At 61.6% G+C, this 18,995-nt stretch carries 17 protein-coding genes and 1 tRNA gene; 8 read left to right on the top strand and 10 right to left on the bottom strand.

Going from position 1 to position 18,995, the window contains the following annotated elements:
* The first annotated feature begins 144 nt into the window (after positions 1–144).
* Both AKL28_RS23790 and AKL28_RS01420 read left to right on the top strand, forming a co-directional pair.
* The gene (locus tag AKL28_RS23790; RefSeq protein ID WP_082221319.1) at positions 145–294 is read left to right on the top strand and encodes a DUF3096 domain-containing protein; all 150 of its coding nucleotides are present in this window, start codon (positions 145–147) and stop codon (positions 292–294) included.
* A gap of 227 nt (positions 295–521) precedes the next feature.
* Positions 522–764, top strand: coding sequence for a hypothetical protein (locus AKL28_RS01420; protein WP_050466257.1), 243 nt, complete (start codon positions 522–524; stop codon positions 762–764).
* Positions 765–888: 124 nt separating this feature from the next.
* On the opposite strand, the gene tilS is transcribed toward AKL28_RS01420, so the two are convergent.
* The 4 genes from tilS to cysS form a co-directional block, all read right to left on the bottom strand.
* Positions 889–2,292: a tRNA lysidine(34) synthetase TilS gene (gene tilS / locus AKL28_RS01415; protein WP_156226201.1), complete on the bottom strand. Its 1,404-nt coding sequence runs from the start codon at positions 2,290–2,292 to the stop codon at positions 889–891.
* A 167-nt stretch (positions 2,293–2,459) separates the two neighbouring features.
* A complete protein-coding gene (locus AKL28_RS01410) occupies positions 2,460–3,440 on the bottom strand; it encodes an acetyl-CoA carboxylase carboxyltransferase subunit alpha (protein ID WP_050466255.1) in 981 nt (326 codons plus the stop codon).
* A gap of 144 nt (positions 3,441–3,584) precedes the next feature.
* A complete protein-coding gene (locus AKL28_RS01405) occupies positions 3,585–4,244 on the bottom strand; it encodes a DNA-3-methyladenine glycosylase family protein (RefSeq protein WP_050466254.1) in 660 nt (219 codons plus the stop codon).
* 1 nt (position 4,245) lies between these two features.
* Positions 4,246–5,640 carry a cysteine--tRNA ligase gene (cysS, locus tag AKL28_RS01400; protein WP_050466253.1) on the bottom strand — a complete coding sequence of 465 codons (1,395 nt, stop codon included), beginning with the start codon at positions 5,638–5,640 and terminating at the stop codon, positions 4,246–4,248.
* A 224-nt stretch (positions 5,641–5,864) separates the two neighbouring features.
* Here cysS and AKL28_RS01395 point away from each other — a divergent pair, with 224 nt between their 5' ends.
* From AKL28_RS01395 to AKL28_RS01375, 5 genes are all read left to right on the top strand, one after another.
* Complete coding sequence (locus tag AKL28_RS01395; protein WP_050466252.1) at positions 5,865–7,301, top strand: YybH family protein; 1,437 nt, start codon at positions 5,865–5,867, stop codon at positions 7,299–7,301.
* 36 nt (positions 7,302–7,337) lie between these two features.
* On the top strand, positions 7,338–8,549 hold the full coding sequence (locus AKL28_RS01390) for a L,D-transpeptidase family protein (protein WP_050466251.1): 1,212 nt from the start codon (positions 7,338–7,340) through the stop codon (positions 8,547–8,549).
* Complete coding sequence (locus AKL28_RS01385) at positions 8,546–9,115, top strand: peptidylprolyl isomerase (RefSeq protein ID WP_050466250.1); 570 nt, start codon at positions 8,546–8,548, stop codon at positions 9,113–9,115. Before AKL28_RS01390 ends, AKL28_RS01385 begins: the two co-directional genes overlap by 4 nt.
* A 100-nt stretch (positions 9,116–9,215) precedes the next feature.
* Positions 9,216–9,704, top strand: a complete 489-nt coding sequence (locus tag AKL28_RS01380; protein ID WP_050466249.1) for a peptidylprolyl isomerase — start codon at positions 9,216–9,218, stop codon at positions 9,702–9,704.
* Positions 9,705–9,723: 19 nt separating this feature from the next.
* Positions 9,724–10,515, top strand: coding sequence for a UDP-2,3-diacylglucosamine diphosphatase (locus AKL28_RS01375; RefSeq protein ID WP_050466248.1), 792 nt, complete (start codon positions 9,724–9,726; stop codon positions 10,513–10,515).
* A gap of 139 nt (positions 10,516–10,654) precedes the next feature.
* On the opposite strand, the gene cysE is transcribed toward AKL28_RS01375, so the two are convergent.
* From cysE to rnr, 3 genes are all read right to left on the bottom strand, one after another.
* Positions 10,655–11,407, bottom strand: coding sequence for a serine O-acetyltransferase (gene cysE, locus AKL28_RS01370; RefSeq protein ID WP_050466247.1), 753 nt, complete (start codon positions 11,405–11,407; stop codon positions 10,655–10,657).
* Positions 11,408–11,502: 95 nt separating this feature from the next.
* On the bottom strand, positions 11,503–12,240 hold the full coding sequence (gene rlmB, locus AKL28_RS01365; protein WP_050466246.1) for a 23S rRNA (guanosine(2251)-2'-O)-methyltransferase RlmB: 738 nt from the start codon (positions 12,238–12,240) through the stop codon (positions 11,503–11,505).
* Positions 12,241–12,309: 69 nt separating this feature from the next.
* Positions 12,310–14,784, bottom strand: a complete 2,475-nt coding sequence (gene rnr / locus AKL28_RS01360; RefSeq protein WP_050466245.1) for a ribonuclease R — start codon at positions 14,782–14,784, stop codon at positions 12,310–12,312.
* A 220-nt stretch (positions 14,785–15,004) separates the two neighbouring features.
* Here rnr and AKL28_RS01355 point away from each other — a divergent pair.
* A tRNA-Leu gene (locus tag AKL28_RS01355) sits at positions 15,005–15,089 on the top strand.
* Positions 15,090–15,208: 119 nt separating this feature from the next.
* On the opposite strand, the gene AKL28_RS01350 is transcribed toward AKL28_RS01355, so the two are convergent.
* The 3 genes from AKL28_RS01350 to pmbA all read right to left on the bottom strand — a co-directional run bounded on the left by AKL28_RS01350 (position 15,209) and on the right by pmbA (position 18,957).
* Positions 15,209–16,807 (bottom strand): MDR family MFS transporter, encoded by a 1,599-nt coding sequence (locus AKL28_RS01350; RefSeq protein ID WP_050466244.1) that lies wholly within the window; start codon positions 16,805–16,807, stop codon positions 15,209–15,211.
* Positions 16,808–17,008: 201 nt separating this feature from the next.
* Positions 17,009–17,500 carry a GNAT family N-acetyltransferase gene (locus AKL28_RS01345; RefSeq protein ID WP_050466243.1) on the bottom strand — a complete coding sequence of 164 codons (492 nt, stop codon included), beginning with the start codon at positions 17,498–17,500 and terminating at the stop codon, positions 17,009–17,011.
* Between the two features lie 92 nt (positions 17,501–17,592).
* Positions 17,593–18,957 carry a metalloprotease PmbA gene (gene pmbA, locus AKL28_RS01340; protein WP_050466242.1) on the bottom strand — a complete coding sequence of 455 codons (1,365 nt, stop codon included), beginning with the start codon at positions 18,955–18,957 and terminating at the stop codon, positions 17,593–17,595.
* Between the last annotated feature and the right edge of the window lie 38 nt (positions 18,958–18,995).

Raw genomic sequence — 18,995 nt, 5'->3', positions numbered from 1 at the left:
AGGCCTTGTTCGAGACAGCTTGCCGGCCACACTTCACAGGCCCTGGTCTCCTCCTCTGTCCGCATCAAGCTCGGCAATGCGCCGAAGAACTTTGCGGCCCGTGCGGCATCGGAAACAATATCCGACCACAACAGGAGAATCGGCATGGACATCTATTTTTCTTTCGGCCCACTGGCAGCGTTGATCGCAGGCATTCTGATCCTGGTCATGCCAAGGCTGCTCAATTACATCGTGGCGCTCTACCTGATCGCGATCGGACTGGCAGGTTTGTTCGGGCATGGAAAGTTCATCTGACGCGCGGCCTTCTCCTCCTGCTTCATTTCATCGCGAATGCGCCAAGCCTCCCCTCAACACCGGAAAAAACGGCAGCAACGATTGCTTACAAATCTGCGATGAAATGAAACACTTTGATGTCGTCCACCGGATCGGCAGTTCGTTAATGGAAGTAAGGCGCCACGATAAGCGTGAAAAACCCAACATCAGGGGCCGAGAACAACCTCCACTTTCAAAAGGAAATTGCCATGAAAACCAAATCCATCATCGTCGCTTCCCTGCTGACCGCCCTGGCACTGCCAGTGTTTGCACAGACCGGCACCGCCGCCGCCCCGGCTGCAACACCAGCCGCTCCTGCAGCAGCCAAGACTGATGCAGCACCCAAGGCAAAGACCACGCATGCCAAGCACAAGAAGGCAGCAAAGAAGAGCGAAAAGAAGGAAGCCGCCGGCACTGAAGCCAAGCCGGCCGCCGATGGCGCCAAGAAGTAAGGCCTCATCGCTCAAAGAGCAATTCCAGAGTGCCTCGGCACTCTACCCATGTCCGGGATGACTGGGGTGCCGCATCATCTGTCGCAAGACATTGATGCGGCATTTTTTTTGTTGCGGCTCTTGATCAGTTGGCTTGCCAGCGTATGCGCACACGCTCGCCGCCGGTTGCGAAATGTGCGCAATCCATGCCGATACCCGCTGCAAAAATCAAATCGTCGCCCGCAAACAGCAGCGGCAAGAATGGCCGCTCCCAGGCCGGTACATCGGCTGTCTGGAAATGCTGCTTGAGGCTGCGCGCCGGGCGGTTATCCGCCAGCTTCACCCGCTCGCCCCCGCTGCGTCCACGGATGGACAGGCCCTGTCCCTGCAGCCAATCGATGTCGAAACCTGGTTGATGATCGTCGCCGGCGATGCGCTCGAAATGCAATGCGCCGTAATACGCATCGACAGACAGCCGCACTTCACCATTCCACTTCAACGCGATATCCATATCCTCTGCCGGTGGCGTACGGCGCGGCGAGAGAAATATCCGTTCGCGGTAGCGATGCACTTCTCCATCCGGATGCGATACGCATAGCTGCGCCTCGACACCGGCCTGCAGCAGTTGCTCGCGCATCTCCATCATCCACGCCGTCGAAGGCATGCGCATGCCGCGCAAGGCGAACCAGTGGCGCATCAGGTTGAAGAAGCGCTGCTGGCTCAACTGGCGCAAGGCAGGCATCAGCAGGTGATCGTCATGCCGGCACTGCGCCAGATCCTGTTCGGCAACCTCGTGCAGCAACTGCTGTGCGCCCTGCGCATGCCCGGCCGCGCGTGCCAGGCGCTGCTGGAACCCCGGAAAGGCATCGCCCAGCGCCGGCATCACACTATGCCGCAAGGCGTTGCGCGCGTAGCGTGTATCGGCGTTGGACTCATCCTCGATGTGGGAGATGCCCTTGCTCGCCGCGTACGCTTCGAGTTGCGCCCGCGCCATTCCCAGTAGCGGCCTTGCAATCAGCGTGGCATCGTCGCCCAGCAAGGCAGGTGCGGCATTGCATGCCTCCATGCCCGACATGCCGGCCAAGCCGCTGCCGCGCAATAGCTGCAGCAATACGGTTTCGGCCTGGTCATCCTGATGGTGCGCAGTCAGCAGAATGTCGACGCCGTGCTCGCGGCACATGCGCCCCAGCGCGGCATAACGTGCCACGCGCGCAGCCTCTTCGACACCGGAATCAGCCACATTGGAAAGGTGCACGCGTTCGGCAAAGAACGGCAGTTGCAAATCCTGGCTCCGCGCCTGGCAATGCGCCATCCAGTGATCGGCATTGGGGCTCAGGCCGTGATGCACGTGCAAGGCCAGCAGCGGAAAAGCCCGCTCGGCAGCGAAAGCAGCGGTCACATCGAGCAGTACCGAGGAATCGAGCCCGCCGCTGTACGCCACGGCCAATACCGCAGGACGACCGTTCGGCACCCGACCTGCCAAGGTTTGGTCCAGGGCCTGCCGCATGGCCTGCGCCACTTTCTGTACAGCGCGGGAATTCTCGGACATGGATGCGAAATCGGACATGGGGAGGTAGCGAACAAATGAATGAACAGGCTAGACGCGAAACATCAACAATGGCGCCGCACAAACGACAAGCGCCAGCGACCGGAATCGCTGGCGCTTGTCTTGCCCCGGCTGCCTCGCCCGCATTCCTGCGGCGAAGCAAAGGCGACTTATTCCGCCGAGTTCAGTTCCTTGAACTTGCCGTAGGCCATCAGCTTTTCGTGGCGGGAAGCCAGCAGTTCCTTGGTCTTCACACCCTGGAACTGACGCAGCGTATCCGACAACGCGCGCTTCAACAGCGAGGCCATTTGCTTCGGGTCGCGGTGGGCGCCGCCCAGCGGTTCATTGACGATCTTGTCGATCAGGCCGATTGCCTTCAGGCGATGCGCGGTCAGGCCCAGCGCTTCGGCGGCGTCGGAGGCGCGGTCGGCCGTCTTCCACAGGATGGAAGCGCAGCCTTCCGGCGAGATCACCGAATAGGTCGCGTATTGCAGCATCAGCACCGAGTCGCCTACAGCGATCGCCAGTGCGCCGCCGGAACCGCCTTCACCGATGATGGTGGCAATCAGCGGCACCTTCAGCTCGGCCATCACATACAGATTATGGCCGATCGCTTCGGACTGGCCGCGCTCTTCGGCATCGATGCCGGGGAATGCGCCCGGGGTATCGACGAAGGTAAAAATCGGTAAATTGAATTTTTCAGCGACCTTCATCAGGCGCATCGCCTTGCGATAGCCTTCCGGCTTGGGCATGCCGAAGTTGCGCATGGCGCGCTCCTTGGTGTCGCGCCCCTTCTGGTGGCCGATCACCATGCAAGCCTGGCCGTTGAAACGGGCCAGGCCGCCGACGATGGACTGGTCGTCCGCGAAGGTGCGGTCGCCGTGCAGTTCGTGGAAGTCGGTGAAGATTTCGCGCACGTAGTCCATGGTGTACGGACGTTGCGGATGGCGTGCGATCTGGGAGACCTGCCAGGGCGTGAGCTTGGCGTAGATGTCCTTGGTCAGTTGCTGGCTCTTCTTGACCAGGCGCTCGATCTCTTCGGAGATGTCGACGGCCGAGTCGTCCTGTACAAAACGCAACTCTTCGATCTTGGCATCCAGCTCGGCGATGGCCTGCTCGAAGCCCAGAAAAGTCGTTGTCGATTTACTCATTGTGTTCCTTTGTTCAACAAGTCCGATGGTATGCTGCAATGCCCGCGCCATGCGGGGTACGGCTTCGTCATCGGTTTGCCTTCAATCTTGCGAGGAGCGGAGTATACACCAGCGGCTACTCCTGCCCTCGCTCCCCTGTATCGTTCAATAGTCCGACGGCAGCGGATCGAGGCTGCGCCAGAGATACCATGTGGCAACAGTGCGCCACGGCTCCCAGTTAGCGGCAACTTCCCTTGCATCGCTGCGCGAGACCGGTTCACCCGAAAAGTAGCTGATGCTGATGCCTTTGAGCAATCCGAAGTCATCCAGCGGCAGCACGTTTGGACGCAGCAGATTAAATATCAAAAACATCTCTGCTGTCCAGCGGCCGATCCCGCGGATCTGGATCATTTCCGCAATGACATCCTCGTCCTCCATCTCGATCCATTTGTCGGGATGGACGGTCTTGGCCTTGAAATGGTTGGCCAGATCGAGGATGTATTCGGCCTTGCGCCGGGACAACCCGCAGGCGGCCAAACCGTCCAGGCCGGTACGGATCACCTGGGCCGGCGTACATTTGGGACAAGCTTCCAAAAAGCGTTGCCACACGGCATTAGCCGCCTTGGTCGAGATTTGCTGGCCGGTCACCGAGCGCGCCAGCGTAGTAAAGGCGTCGCCGCGCACCGTCAGTTGCAGATCACCGAACTGGGGGATGATCTTGCGCATGATGCGGTCGCGCTTCATCAGCTCGGCCTTGGCTTCTTCCCAATATCCTGGAACGATCAGCGTCGGATCGACCGGACTTGTTTTTCTGATGGTATTCAAATCAAGCTCTCCGCCATTCGGTCAGTCCGCCCGGTTTGTCTTCCAGAATGATGCCGGCCGCAGTGAGCTCCGCACGAATGCGGTCTGCTTCGGCAAAGTTTTTGCCCTGCTTGGCCGCCTTGCGAGCGGCGATCAACGCTTCAATCTGCACTTCTTCCAGGCCGCCTTCCTGCGTGCCGCTGCGGCCCTTCAGGAATTCGTCCGGGGTGCGTTCCAGCAACCCGATCACGCCGGCCAAGGCCTTGAGCTGGCGCGCATGCTGCGGCGAGCGGCTGCGGTTGACTTCATTGGCCAGCTCGAACAGTACCGACATCGCCACCGGGGTGTTGAAATCGTCGTTGAGCGCCTCTGCAAAACGCAGCGCATGCGCTTCTTCCGCATCCAGCGTGCCTTCTGCCGCCGGCACGTCCTTGAGCGCGGTATACAAGCGGGTCAGCGCCTGGCGTGCATCGTCGAGGTGGGCGTCGGAATAATTCAGCGGGCTACGGTAATGCGCGCGCAGGATGAAAAAGCGTACCACTTCCGGGTCGTACTTTTGCAGTACTTCGCGGATGGTGAAGAAGTTGCCGAGGGACTTCGACATCTTCTCATTGTCGACGCGCACGAAACCGTTGTGCATCCAGTAATTGACGAAGGTGTGGCGGTGCGCCCCTTCGGACTGGGCAATCTCGTTCTCGTGATGCGGAAACTGCAAATCCTGGCCGCCGCCGTGGATGTCGAAATGGTCGCCCAGCAGGTCGCTGGACATGGCCGAGCATTCGATATGCCAGCCGGGACGGCCGCAACCCCACTGCGAATCCCATTTGGCTTCATCGGGCTCGCCTTCCTTGGCGGCTTTCCAGAGCACAAAATCGAGCGGATCGCGCTTGCCGGTGTTGACGTCGACGCGCTCGCCGGCGCGCAGGTCGTCCAGCGACTTGCCGGAGAGCTTGCCGTAGCCGGGGAAATCGCGCACCGAGTAATTGACGTCGCCGTCGCTGGCCTTGTAGGCCAGGCCGTTCTGCTCCAGCTTGCCAATCAGCTCCAGCATTTGCGGCACGTATTCGGTGGCGCGCGGCTCATAGTCGGGACGCTGCACGCCCAGGGCGGCGGCGTCCTCGTTCATGGCCACGATGAAACGGTCGGTCAGCTGCTTGATCGACTCGCCGTTTTCCTGCGCACGTTTGATGATCTTGTCCTCGATATCGGTGATGTTGCGTACATATGTCACGGCGTAGCCGGACTTGCGCAGCCAGCGCTGCACCATGTCGAACACCACCATCACGCGTGCGTGACCGAGGTGGCAGTAGTCATACACGGTCATGCCGCACACGTACAACCGCACCTTGCCTGGTTCGATCGGGGAAAAGGTCTGCTTATCACGCGCTAGCGTGTTGTAAATTTTGAGCTCGCTCATGGGACGGGAATTCTCGGTTCGGCTGCACTGGAGACAGTGCCGTGGTCATGCTCCGCGCTTCGGGCTGCGCGCCGGGAAGAGTGCTTCCGGACGGGCGCACGCCCCCTCGATCATTGTTCTAGCAATGCTTGCAACATGAACGCGACACGATAGCCAAACCTCTTTTTGTGGTGCTTGTTTGATATAAAATGCCTGCTTTCGTCCGAGTATAGCATTGATAAACCATGCCCCCAGAATCACAAGAACAGACATCTATTCATGGTTTGCGCGGTTTGATCAATAGAACTGCCCACAAGACGGCGCTGCTGTCCGGCCTGGTCGCCGCCCTCTTTGCCATCCCTGCGCATGCCAGCGAGATGTCCGACATCAACAAGCTGATGCGGTCGGGCCAGTATGCCGATGCGCTCACGAAAACCGACGCCGTACTCGCGAAACACCCGCGCGACGCACAGATGCGTTTCACGAAAGGCCTGATCTTAGCAGAACAAAATCGTTCTGCGGAGGCCATCGCGGTGTTCACCAAACTGACCGAAGACTTCCCCGATTTGCCCGAGCCGTACAACAACCTGGCCGTGCTGTATGCCGCCAATGGACAGTACGACAAGGCCCGCGCGGCGCTGGACATGGCCATGCGCACCAACCCGACCTATGCCACCGCGCTGGAGAACCTCGGCGACGTCTACGCCAAGCTGGCCAGCCAGGCATATGACAAGGCCTTGCAGATCGATCCGGGCAACAACGTCCCGCAGCCCAAGCTGACTCTCTTGCGCTCGCTCAACGGCAATGCCACCGGCGGCACCGTGCCGCGCCTGGCCAGCGCCGCCCCCGGCCAGGTCGCGCAGGCGCAACGGGACGCCAAGGCCAAGGCAGATGCCGCAGCCGCCGAACAGCAGGAACGCGTGAAGGCGCTGGCCGCCGAGAAGGCCGCGCAGCAAGCTGCGGCCGACAAGGCGGCGGCGGAAAAGACGGTGATCGCCAAGGCTTCGGCCGACAAGTCCGCATCTGAAAAGGCTGTTGCCGACAAGGCGGCGGCGGACAAGGCGGCAGCGGACAAGGCGGCAGCGGAGAAAGCCGCCACTGATAAGGCAGCAGAAGACAAGGCTGCCGCCGACAAGAAAAAGGCCGACAAGGCTGCGTCCGAGCAGAAGCAAAAAGAGAAGGAACAGGCCGAGCGCCTGGAGAAGGAAAAGACCGCTCGGGCCGAGAAGGAAAAAGCTGCCCAGGCCGAGAAGCTCGCGGCAGCCGACAAAGCCGCCCAAGCCAAGGCAGCGGCGGATAAAGCCCGTGCCGACAAGGCCAAGGCATCTGCCGACACCGACCAGGACAAGAATATCGTGCTGGCCTCGCTCAACAGCTGGGCCAAGGCCTGGAGCGACAAGGACGTGAAGAGCTACCTGGCCCACTATGCCAGCGATTTCGAAACGCCCAAGGGCGCGACCCGCAAGGAATGGGCCGAAGAGCGCCGCGCCCGTATCGAGGACAAGGGCCATATTACCGTGAAGGTAAGCAACGCCCAGGTCGCCATCAAGGGCAATATCGCTACCGTGCGCTATCGCCAGATATATAATTCCAACCGGCTAACGGTGGACAGCCGCAAGACCCTGGTCTTTGTGAAACAGGGCAACAAATGGCTGATCAAACAGGAACGATCGGGAGGGTAATTGGTGGCTCAAGTTTTGCAAGGGCGTCCGGCGCGCATGCTGGGACGCCTGCTGATGTTATGTCTGGCCGGCCTGCCGACGACCGGCAGCGTTGCCTCCTCTTCTTCCATCCCCCCGCAAAGCGCCAGTCCGGCCGCGCCCGGCAAGCCCGATCCCGAGGCCTTGCTGATCGACGTCTACAAGGACCTCGGCGCCAACCGCCTGCGCGAAGCCCAGGCCAAGGCCGACGCCCTGGTGGCCGCCTATCCGACCTTCCGGCTCGGCCATCTGGTGCAAGGCGACCTGTTGCTGATGCATGCCCGCCCGGTGCGCAATTTCGGCGCCATGGCCGACGCCCCGCAGGACAAGCTCAAGGAATTGCGCGATGAAGCCATGGTGCGCATCCGCTCGCTGCAGGAAAAGCCCGATCCCAGCCTGATTCCCAAGGCCGTGCTGCAGATGGGCGACGACCAGAAAACCGTATTGGTGGTCGATACCTCGCGCTCGCGCATGTACGTCTACGAGAACCTGGACGGCCAGTTGAAGTACCAGACCGACTACTACATCTCCCAAGGCCGCTTCGGCGCCAACAAATCCAAGGAAGGCGACCAGCGCACCCCGATCGGCGTGTACTACGTCAACAACCGCATTCCCGGCCCCAAGCTGCCCGATTTCTACGGCACCGGCGCGCTGCCGCTGTCCTATCCCAATGAATGGGACAAGCGCAACGGCCGCAGCGGCTACGGCATCTGGCTGCACGGCACGCCATCCGACAATTTCAGCCGTCCACCGCTGTCCTCCGACGGTTGCGTGGTGCTGGCCAATCCTGACCTGCAAAGCCTGTACTCCACGGCTGAGGTTGGCAAGACCGTGGTGGTGATCAGCCAGGGTGTGCAATTCGTCAACAAGGGCGAATGGGACAAGCAGCGCCAGGCCGCGACCGCCATGCTGGAACAATGGCAACAGTCGCTGGAGAATCCCGACAGCGAGAAAACCCTGTCCTACTACTCGCGCGATTTCCGCTCGGCCCTGGGCGAAAGCCTGCCGACCTGGTTCTCGCGCCAGCAAAAGAGCATGAACGGCGCACGCTTCACCAGTGTCAAACTGCGCGATGTCAGCCTGTTCCGCTATCCGGGCCCGGAAGACATGATCGTCAGCACTTTCATCCAGGAAAGTGCCGTCGGCAAGAGTAAAAATGCGATCCGCAAACGCCAGTACTGGGTCAAGGAAGGATCGGAATGGAAAATTATTTACGAAGGTAATGCATGATGATTTCTCGTCGTAGCCTGCTGCGCGGCCTGGCCGCCCTCTCCCTGTCCGCCGCCCTGTCGGCGCCGGCTTTCGCCGCCGATGCGCCGCGCGTGCTGATCAAGACCAGCATGGGCGACATCGTGGTCGAGCTCAATCCGCAGAAGGCGCCCGTCACTGTCGACAACTTCCTCAAGTACGTCAAGAAGGGCCAGTACAACGGCACCCTGTTCCACCGCGTGATCAACGGTTTCATGATCCAGGGCGGCGGCTACGACCAGAACATGCGCGAAAAGGATACCGATGCGCCCATCAAGAACGAGGCCAATAACGGTTTGAAGAACGAGGTTTATACTATTGCCATGGCGCGCACCTCAGCCCCGCATTCGGCGACGGCCCAGTTCTTCATCAACGTGGCCAACAACGCCCCGCTGGATTACCCGAGCCGTGATGGCTGGGGATACGCGGTATTCGGCAAGGTAGTTCAGGGCGCCGATGTGGTCGACAAGATCAAGCAGGTGCCCACCGGCGCCGGCGACGTGCCACGCACCCCGGTCGTGATCGAATCGGCAACGCTGGTCAAATAAGCGCCGCGCAGCACCAGCCCTCAGGGACAGGCGGGCCATCGGATGCCCGCCTCGTTTTTTGTTTTCACCCTTATTTTTACCGTCAAGCAAAGGATTCAACATGGCAGTTCTGCTCACCACCAACCACGGCAACATCAAGATCGAACTGGATGCCGAAAAAGCGCCGAAGACCGTCGAGAACTTCCTGGCTTACGTGAACGCCGGCCACTACAACGGCACCATTTTCCACCGCGTGATCGACGGCTTCATGATCCAGGGCGGCGGCTTCGAACCCGGCATGAAGCAGAAGGAAACCAACGAACCGATCGAGAACGAGGCCAAGAACGGCCTCAAGAACGAGCCCTATACACTGGCCATGGCACGCACTGCCGCGCCGCACTCGGCGTCGGCCCAGTTCTTCATCAACGTCAAGAACAACAGCTTCCTGGACTTCCCGGGCCAGGACGGCTGGGGCTACTGTGTGTTCGGCAAGGTAGTCGAAGGCACTGAAGTGGTCGACAAGATCAAGGGCGTCAAGACCTCCCGCACCGGCATGTTCGCTGACGTGCCGGCCGAAGATGTCGTGATCGAAAAGGCGGAAGTGGTCTAACGCCACTCCCCACCTGACGATGACGATTTTCACGTCCTCACAAAAAGCGCAGCCGACGGTTGCGCTTTTTGTTTCCGACCTCCACCTGCAGGCTTCGCTGCCACGCACCACCGCAGCCTTCCTCGAATTCCTGCAAACCCATGCGACGCAAACGCAGCAGCTCTACCTGCTGGGCGATATCTTCGAATACTGGGCCGGCGACGACGATCTCGCCACGCCCTACAACCGTGAGATCGCCGATGCCTTGAAGGCGCTGCAGCAGCATGGCGTGCAAATCTTCTGGATCGCCGGCAACCGCGACTTCCTGGTCGGGACCGGCTTCGCTGAAGCCGCCGGCCTGGCGCTGCTGGACGACCCGCACGTGATCCGCCTGGCCGGGCGCGAAATCGCACTGGCCCACGGCGACGCGCAATGCACCGACGACACCGCCTACATGGCCTTCCGCGCCCAGGTGCGCCAGCCGGCCTACCAGCAGCAGTTCCTCGCCATGCCGCTGGCGCAGCGCAAGGCGATCATCGAGGGCATGCGCAAGAACAGCCAGGACTCCAACCAGAACAAGTCCGACGAGATCATGGACGTCAATGCCGGCGCCATCGGCCAGTTGTTCTCACAGACCGGCACCAGCGTGCTGATCCACGGCCATACGCACCGCCCAGCCCTGCATGTGCTGGGCAGCGGCGAAGACCAGCGCCTGCGCTATGTGCTGCCGGATTGGGAATACGATATCGAAACGCCGCGCGGCGGCTGGATCAGCCTGACGGCAGATGGTGTGCTGCATCGCTTCGATGCGGCGGGTGGCGAGATCGGCTGATTGGCCGATGACAAAAACCTCATCGGACACCGGCGCTCGCCGGGGTACGGAATCTCAGAATCCGTCGTCCTGACGAAAGCCAGGGCGACGATCCATGGAGTTGATGCTTAATGGAATGGCATCAATATGCCAAGCAGGATCAGTCCACCAGCTTGTTCAACTGATCAGCATCAAAGCGGCTCAATTCCTCGAAGCGTTGACACCCTATCCCCGCCCCCTTGAGTGCAGCCAGCATCACCTCGATCTGCTGCTCCTGCGCGGCCACCTGATTGATCAGCCCGTGCAGGGCTTTTGACAGCGGATCATCGCCATTGGGCATGACGCCGTAAGCGGCGAAGATGCGCGCGGCTGCCTGATCACGCGGATCCTGTGGCGCGGCGCGTTGCACGATGCGCGCCGGATTACCGACCGCTGTAGCGCCAGCCGGCACCTCCTTGGTGACTACCGCATTGGAGCCGACCTTGGCGCCGTCTCCCACCGTAAATCCACCCAGCACTTTTGCTCCAGCACCGATGATCGCGCCGCGCCCCAGCGTAGGATGGCGCTTGGCGCCCTTGGCCAGCGAGGTGCCGCCCAGCGTTACGCCCTGGTAAATAGTACAGTCGTCACCGATTACCGCGGTCTCGCCGATCACCACGCCGAAACCGTGGTCGATGAATACGCGGCGGCCGATGGTCGCGCCCGGATGGATCTCGATGCCGGTCAAGCCGCGCGCGATATGCGAGATGAAACGGCCCAGCCACTTGAAGTCAGCCAGCCAGCAGGCGTTGGCCCAGCGGTGCATGACCACTGCATGCAGGCCGGGATAACAAGTGAGCACTTCCCAAGTGTTGCGCGCGGCGGGATCGCGCTCGCGGATACTGGCGATGTCTTCACGTAGTCGGCTGAACATGGTGGTGCTTCCTGGAACGGGTAAGTAAATGCTGATGCAAAAAAAATCGCCGGACATCAAGTCCGGCGACGGTATCGTACCTGAGACGACCGGACTTATTTAGGCAGGCGCTGACGTCGCGCTTCGTAGAGACAGACGCCGGAGGCAACCGACACGTTCAGGCTCTCGACCGAGCCGAACATCGGGATATTGACCAGCACGTCGCAGGTCTCGCGCGTCAGGCGGCGCATGCCCTCGCCTTCCGAACCCATCACCAGCGCGGTAGGGCCGGTGAAGTCGCCTTCATACAAACCCTTCTCTGCATCATCGGTAGTGCCGATGAGCCATACGCCGCGCTCCTTCAAATCGCGCATGGTGCGCGCCAGGTTGGTGACGGTGATGTAGGGCACGGTATCGGAGGCGCCGCTGGACACCTTCATCGCCGTCGCATTCAGGCCCACGGCACGGTCCTTGGGGGCGATCACTGCGTGCGCGCCAGCGCCATCGGCTACCCGCAGGCAGGCGCCCAGGTTATGCGGATCGGTAATGCCGTCCAGGATCAGCAGCAACGGCGGTCCCTGCACTGCATCCAGCAATTCATCCAGCGTGCGCGCCAGCGACAGCGTGGCGGCCTTGGCCACCACACCCTGGTGGCGGCGCGTGCCGACCATCGCCGACAAGCGCTGGTCGTCGGCCTGGATGATGCGCACATTGGCTTCCTTGGCCGCGTGCAGCATGTCCAGCATGCGGCGGTCGCGGCGGTCGGCGTCCACATAGATTTCATCTACCGACGATGCTTCGTGGCGGATACGGGACGTGACGGCATGGAAGCCGAAAATCATTTTGCTCTTCATAAAACCTGCTTGTTTCTTCTCTTATTACTGTGACTTGCTACGAATCAAGGGCAAAAGTTCAGCGCTGGTTCAACGCTTCTTCTTGCCCTTGGAAAATCCCTTGGCTGCCGCCCGCTTGCGGTCGGTTTCACCGGGACGCGCATGCGCCGCGCCGCCTTTGGCCTTGGTCGCTTTGGCCGGCTTGGGAGCGGCCGCCTTCCTGGCTTGCGCCGCCGGCTTGGCCGCCCCGTTGGGCTTGCCGCGCGCGGCGCTTTCGGCGCGCTTGGCCTCGTTCTTGATCAGCGTGCGGATGCCCGGCTCGTTGACCAGCGAAAGGTCGATCTTGCGCGCATCCAGGTCGACCCGGCTGACCTGCACGGTCACGCGGTCCGTCAGCTGATAGCGGATGCCGGTGCGCTCGCCGCGCAATTCGTGGCGCGCCTCGTCGTACTGGAAGTAGTCGGCGCCCAGTTCGGTAACGTGCACCAGGCCCTCGATATACAGCGCATCGAGCTGTACGAAGATGCCGAAGGTGGCGACGCCGGAAATGGTGCCGGTGAACTCTTCGCCCAGCTTGTCGCGAATGAAATAGCACTTGAGCCATGCCTCGACATCGCGCGAAGCCTCATCGGCGCGACGTTCGTTGGCCGAACAGTGCAAGCCCAGCGCTTCCCAGATGGCCAGGCTGCTCTGCTTGCCGTCGCCGCGCGGCTTTTTGCCGGCAGCCAGGTCGGCTGCCCGCTGTTGCTGCTGCATCTTGCGCGCCGCCGGCGAAATCGATGTGTTCAGTGCGCTGCTGTCGATGCCCTTGGGTTCGTAGCGCTTGCCTTGCAAAACGGCCTTGATGGCACGGTGCGTCAACAGATCGGGATAACGGCGGATCGGGCTGGTGAAGTGCGCGTAGGACTCGTAAGACAGGCCGAAGTGGCCGATATTGTCCGGGCTGTAGACCGCCTGCTGCATCGAGCGCAACAGCATGGTCTGGAGCAGCACCGCATCCGGGCGCGCCTTGATCTTGGGCATCAGCTCCGCATAGTCGGACGCACTGGGCGTGTCGCCGCCGCCCAGGCTCAGGCCGGTTTGCTTGAGGAAATTGCGCAGCTGCGTCAGCTTTTCCTTGGTGGGGCCGGCGTGGATGCGGTACAGGGCTGGATGTTCATGGCGCTTGAGCAAGTCGGCCGCGCAGACGTTGGCCGCCAGCATGCACTCTTCGATCAGGCGGTGCGCATCGTTGCGGGTGCGCGGCAGGATCTTCTCGATCTTGCCTGCGGCATTGCAGACGATATAGGTTTCGGTGGTCTCGAAATCGATCGCCCCGCGCGCCTGGCGTGCCTGCAGCAGCGCCTGGAACACTTCGTACAAGTGCGTCAGGTGCGGCACCAGTGCGATGCGGCGCGCCGCCTCCGGTCCCTTGGTGTTGGCCAGGACGGAGGCCACTTCGGTATAGGTCAGGCGTGCGGCCGAATGGATCACGGCCGGGTAGAACTGGTAAGCCTTGATCTCGCCCTTGGCGGTGATCACGGCGTCGCACACCAGCGTCAGGCGGTCAACATCCGGATTCAGCGAACACAGGCCGTTGGACAGCTTTTCCGGCAGCATCGGGATCACCCGGCGCGGGAAGTAGACCGAGGTGCTGCGCTCCAGTGCATCGACATCCAGCGCATCGTTCGGCTTGACGTAATGACTGACGTCGGCGATCGCCACGATCAGGCGGTAGCCGTTGGCGCGGCCGATCTTGACCGGCTCGCAGTAGACGGCATCGTCGAAGTCGCGCGCATCTTCGCCGTCGATCGTGACCAGCGGCACGTCACGCAGGTCGACGCGGTCCTTGAGGTCGGCCGCGCGAACTTCGTTAGGCAACTTGGCTGCCAGCTTCTTGGCGACGTCCGAGAACTCATGCGGCACGCCGTATTTGCGCACGGCGATTTCGATTTCCATGCCAGGGTCGTCGATGTCGCCCAGGATCTCGACGATCTTGCCCACCGGCTGGGTGTAGCGCGAAGGCTGCTCGGTCAGTTCGACGCTGACCACCTGCCCCGCCTTGGCCTTGCCGGGCGAACCGGCCAGCAGTACGTCGTGGCCGATGCGCTTGTCTTCCGGCGCCACCACCCACACGCCGTTCTCATTGAGCAGACGGCCGATCACATGGGTATTGGCGCGATCCACCACTTCCACGATGGTGCCTTCCGGCCGGCCGCGGCGGTCGGTGCCGACGATGCGCGCCTGGACGCGATCGCCGTGCATGACCTTCTGCATTTCCTTCTCGGGCAGGAAGAGATCGTCGCTGCCGTCGTCCGGCAACAGGAAACCGAAACCGTCGCGGTGGCTGGACACCCGCCCCTCGATGAAATTTGGGGAATGGGTCAGCTTGTAGTTGCCGCCCCGGTCGGGCTTGATCTGGCCGTCGCGTTCCATGGCATTGAGCCGTCGCGTCAGGCCATCCATCTCTTCGGGCTTGACGCCAAGCGCCGCCGCCAGACTGGGCGCGCTTTGCGCCGTGGGCGAAGTACGCAGGATACCGAGGATTTCTTCCCGGCTGGGAATGGTATAGGGGAATTGGCTCAAAAGTGTCGTTTGCGCAATTGTTATTGATGAGACCGGTGCGGACGCGCCGATCCAGACGAATAGGCCTTAGTGTAACGGAGTTGCGGCCATTTACCTAACCGCAATACTGTGTGTATGGCACAGGCCCACCGTGCCGCTCCGGAAAAAATCGCAAATTCCGCTGCACAAAGACATTGACAAGGGGGCGTTATCGTATATAATCACTTTCTTTCGCGTTATTGCCCACGTGGCGGAATTGGTAGACGCGCATGGTTCAGGTCCATGTGCCGCGAGGTGTGGGGGTTCGAGTCCCTCCGTGGGCACCAAGCAATTAACGTGAAAGCCGAACGGCTTTACGGCCGGAATGTTGAAACGGGTCAAACCTTTGGGTTTCGCCCGTTTTTTCATTTTTACGCTGGATTTTCACCTCCATTCCGCCTGCCACCTATTCCGACATCACCGGCTCAACCTTGGCATCGCTGCCGAACTTGATCGGCGGCACCCGGCGCACCATCCACAAGCCGGCCAGCGCAGCCACGATGGCGATCGCGATCCCCATATGGATCGCCCCGACCAGCGCATCGCGCGCGGCATCGAGCAGCGCCGAACCGTTGTGCCCCGCCTTCATCAGTTGCGCCAGCAGCACCGATTGAATGTCATGGTTGACCAGCACTTCGGGATCGCTGAATTCCTTGAGCCATTGCGCAGCGTGGTCGCTCTCGAGCGCCTTCTGCACACCGCTGCCGTACATCTGGCTGACCAGCGTACCGGTAATGGCGGTACCCAGCATGCCGCCGATCATGCGCAGCGACTGCAGCAAGGCGGTGGCAATGCCCAAGTGCTCGCGGCTGGCGGCCTGCTGGGCGAACACGGTCAGGTTCGGCAAGACCAGGCCCAGGCCGAAACCGCCAGCCAGCATGGTCGCCAGCATGAAGCCGTTGCCGGTACCGCGGTCGCACAGCACCACGCCCAGGCAAGCCACCGAGATCAGTACGAAACCCACCGTCATCATCATGTTGGGATTGGGAATGCGCGTGATGATGCGGCCATTGACGATGCTGGCCACGGTAATACAGGCCACCAGCGGCGTGATCAGCAAGCCGGCCTCGCGCGGCGTCATCCCGAAGCCGCCCTGGAACAGCAGCGGCGCATACATCAGCAGCGAGAACATGGCGAAACCCGCCAGCACCGACAGGATGAACAGGCTGGACAGCGCGCGGTCGCGCATCATCTCGAATGGCAGGATCGGCTGCGCCGCACGCTGCTCCCATTTCCACAACGCATAAAAAGCCGCCATGCTCAGCACCAGCAACGCCAGCATGCCGCCGGTGATGCCGCGCTTGGGCAGCATCTCCACCAGCAGTTGCAGGCTGCCCAGCGACAGCGAGATCAGCAGCGCGCCCGGCCAGTCCAGGCGCATTTTGCCCTGGTGCTGGATATGGCGGATATGGGGCACGAAACGCCAGACGAAGAACAGCGAGATCACGCCAATAGGCAGGTTGCAGTAGAACACCCAGCGCCAGCCCAGCCCCTGCGTCAGGAACCCGCCCAGCGAAGGGCCGACGGCAGTGGCGATGCCAAATGAAGCGGAGAGGATGATCTGCCAGCGCAGGCGCACGCGCGGATCGGGAAACAGGTCGGCGATGGAGGCAAAACAGGTACCCACCAGCATGCCGCCGCCGATGCCCTGCAGGCCGCGCGCCAGCACCAGGAACAGCATGCTGTCGGCCATGCCGCATAGCGCCGACGCAGCCACAAACACGATGATGGACGCGATCACGAACGGCTTGCGGCCGAAATAATCGCCCAGCCGTCCGAAGATCGGCACGGTGATCACCGAAGTCAGCAGATACGAGGTCGCCACCCAGGCATACAGGTCAAAGCCCTTGAGCTCGGCCACGATGGTAGGCAGCGCGGTGCCGACGATGGTCTGGTCCAGCGCCACCAGCATGATGACGAAACAGATGCCCAACGTGGCCAGCAGGGATTCGCGGAAAGGCAGGACTTGGCCGCTGGAGTGCGCGGCATCGGTATGAAGAGCCATGTTGCGTGGAAGACAATCCGGGAAGAGGCGCTAACGCGCCGATTCGGCATTTTAGCAATTGGCGGCGTTTGTTGCTGAAAGGCACCGCATATTTCAAACCGGCGTGAGCGATACCGTGTCCTGACTTTCGCCAGGACGACGGATTGCTCGATCGGTGTCGTTTATCGCGCATCTCCCGATCCGTTGCGAAAGCAGCTGGCCTCACAGCAGCAACTCATACCGCTGCTCGTTGAGCCTGACACCCCAGCGCGTGCCCTGCCGCTCCTCGGTACACACAAAGCCATGCTTGCGGTAGAGATGGTGGGTGGCCTGCAGGCCGTCGAAGGTCCACAGATAAATAGAGGGGAAACCGCTGTCGCGGCAGAATTGCACCGCGTTGCCGATCAGGGCATCGCCCACGCCCTTGCCGCGCAACTTTTCGGAAGCGATGAACCAGCGCAGGTAAGCACCCTGCTCCTGCGCATGCTGGCCGTCGATGGCCAGCGAGCCTTCGATGCGGCCATGCACGGTAGCGGTCCAGAAGCCATCGCGCGCCTCGTCGTAGCGGCTCAGGAAAGACGACAGTTCGGTGGCGATCCTGGCTTCGAAATAGACGCCGAAACTCCAATTCTCGGTGTAGTAAGCCGCATGCAGTTCCGCGACCCGTCCGATGGCGCCGGGCGTATAGCCCCGATGGATATGGATATCGTCCATGGCTTGCCTCCTCGCTCCGCTCAAGTACGCGTCGCAGGCTGCCGCCATGGCGCCGCGCCGGGCATTTTCCGGCGGCGCGGGGTGTGGCAGGGTCAGTCGCCGGCGACGGTCATGCTTTCCAGCAGGATGGAACCGGTTTCCTTGGTGCCGCGTACCAGCGTGTCGTTGCCGATGGCGACGATCTGGCGCAGCATGTCCTTCATGTTGCCGGCGATGGTGATCTCTTCCACCGGATACTGGATCACGCCGTTTTCGACCCAGTAACCCGACGCGCCGCGCGAATAGTCGCCGGTGACGTAGTTCACGCCCTGCCCCATCAGCTCGGTCACCAGCAGCCCGGTGCCCATCTTCTTGAGCATGCCCTTGAACGTATCGCCCTTGGCCGTCAAGGTCGACGTCAGCGTCAGGTTGTGCGAGCCGCCCGAGTTGCCGGTAGTCTGCATACCCAGCTTGCGGGCCGAATAAGTCGACAGGAAATACCCCTGCACCACACCGTTCTTGACCACCTCGCGCTTGGCGGTACGCACGCCCTCGTCGTCGAACGGCGACGAACCGACGCCGCCGATCACATACGGGTCTTCCAGGATCTGGATGTGCTCAGGGAACACCTGCTGCCCCAGCGAATCGAGCAAGAAGCTCGACTTGCGGTACAGCGCGCCGCCCGACACCGCCTGTACAAAGGCGCCCAACAAGCCAGCCGCCAGCGGCGCCTCGAACAGCACCGCACACTTGCGGGTGGACAGTTTGCGCGCATTCAGGCGCGCCAGGGCGCGTTGTGCGGCATAACGGCCGATGTCTTCAGGCTTGGCCAGCTTCTTCGGGTCGCGCTTGGACGAATACCAGTCATCGCGCTGCATGCCGCCGCCCTTGCCGGCGATCGGCGCCACCGAGATGGTGTGGCGCGAGAAAGGATAGCCGCCGATGAAACCGCGCGAATTGGCCGCCACGAAATGCGAATGCTGGGCATACACGCTGGCGCCTTCGCTGTTGGAAATGCGCGAATCGGTTTCCAGCGCCGCCGCCTCGCAGCGTTGGGCGATCACGACAGCTTCCTCGGCGGAAATATTCCATTGGGAAAACAATTTCAGATCGCGCGGCGACATTTCCAGCATGTCGGCATCCGGCAGCCCCGCACAGTCGTCGATCGAGGTAAAGCGCGCGATATTGTAGGCGGCCTCGACCGTTTCCTTCAGCGCCTGCTGCGAAAAATCCGAGGTGCTGGCGTTGCCCCGGCGCACCTGGCGGCCTTCGCCGAGGAACACGGTCACGCCGATACCCTTGTCCTTGTTCTGCTCGATAGTCTCGACGCGGCCCTTGCGCACCGCCACCGACAGACCGCTGCCTTCGCTGATATCGACTGCCGAATCCGAGGCGCCCTTCTCTTTCGCATAGCGCAACACATCCTGCGCCAATTGCTTCAATTGGTCTTGACTATAGCTAAATGGGGTATCGCTCATGAGCCTGTTTTCTCTGAAATGCGGGTAAAACGGGTATC

The organism is Herbaspirillum chlorophenolicum (assembly GCF_001189955.1).
GTDB lineage: Bacteria > Pseudomonadota > Gammaproteobacteria > Burkholderiales > Burkholderiaceae_D > Herbaspirillum > Herbaspirillum chlorophenolicum.
This window is presented reverse-complemented; position numbering and strand designations above follow the sequence as displayed.